The sequence below is a fragment of the Desmonostoc muscorum LEGE 12446 genome, assembly GCF_015207005.2.
Taxonomy (GTDB): domain Bacteria; phylum Cyanobacteriota; class Cyanobacteriia; order Cyanobacteriales; family Nostocaceae; genus Nostoc; species Nostoc muscorum.
This window is the reverse complement of record NZ_JADEXS020000011.1, coordinates 1-1,125: the sequence shown is the minus strand read 5'-3', so window position 1 is coordinate 1,125 and position 1,125 is coordinate 1. Positions and strand designations below refer to the sequence as shown.

At 46.0% G+C, this 1,125-nt stretch carries 1 protein-coding gene; it reads left to right on the top strand.

Going from position 1 to position 1,125, the window contains the following annotated elements; translation table 11 throughout:
- Positions 1-135: 135 nt before the first annotated feature.
- Positions 136-1,122 carry a methyltransferase domain-containing protein gene (locus IQ276_RS39950; RefSeq protein WP_190881966.1) on the top strand — a complete coding sequence of 329 codons (987 nt, stop codon included), beginning with the start codon at positions 136-138 and terminating at the stop codon, positions 1,120-1,122.
- Positions 1,123-1,125 lie beyond the last annotated feature (3 nt).

Here is a 1,125-nt window from a genome sequence, read left to right as displayed (position 1 = left end):
GTGGGAGGGACAAGCGTTTAAGCTTAAGTTGACACCAATGGCAAGACGCCCACCCCACAAGAGTTAATTGGATATTTTTTTATTTGTCAGTCCCTTAAGATAAATTTGTAAACAAATATTAAGGCTTAATTTTCCATGAGTTGGTTTTTTCCTGGGCTGGGAGTTGTCCTAGCACTACTAACGCTCTCACTCACACTGTATCTAATTACTGCTCGTCGTTATCAATCATCTAATTCCGTAGCTAATTCCTACGATCAATGGACTGAAGACGGGATTTTGGAGTTTTACTGGGGCGAACACATCCACTTAGGTCATTATGGTTCGCCGCCGCAACGCAAGGATTTTCTGATTGCCAAATCTGACTTTGTGCATGAAATGGTGCGTTGGGGTGGTTTAGATAAATTACCCCCTAGCAGTACCGTCTTGGATGTTGGCTGTGGAATTGGGGGTAGCAGTCGCATTTTGGCACGGGATTACGGCTTTGCAGTCACAGGTATTACCATCAGTCCCCAACAAGTTGAACGCGCCCAGCAATTAACTTCTCAGGAACTTGATGTGCAGTTTCTTGTGGATGATGCTATGGCACTTTCTTTTCCAGATGCAAGTTTTGATGTAGTTTGGTCCATTGAAGCCGGGCCACACATGCCAGATAAAGCCATTTTTGCCAGAGAATTGATGCGGGTGCTAAAGCCCGGTGGAATAATGGTTTTAGCTGACTGGAATCAGAGAGACGATCGCCAAAATCCGCTCAATTTTTGGGAGAAACCGGTAATGCGGCAACTATTAGATCAGTGGTCTCATCCCGCTTTTTCCAGCATAGAAGGCTTTAGCGAACTTTTGGTAGCAACGGGATTAGTGGAGGGGGAGGTAATAACAGCAGACTGGACACAACAAACCCTTCCTTCTTGGCTAGATTCCATCTGGCAAGGAGTCATTCGACCAGAAGGATTGGTGCGTTTTGGTCTCTCTGGTTTCATTAAATCTCTGCGAGAAGTACCTACCCTGCTACTGATGCGGCTAGCATTCGGCACCGGTCTATGCCGATTCGGGATGTTCCGCGCCACAAGAGCTAACTCGTTGCCACAATCAACACGGCAGACAGTTTCCATTGAAACTGCTTAAGTT

Excerpts from the sequence above, each read along its gene's own strand:
- IQ276_RS39950 (WP_190881966.1), top strand. The coding sequence starts at position 136 with ATGAGTTGGTTTTTTCCTGGGCTGGGAGTTGTCCTAGCACTACTAACG.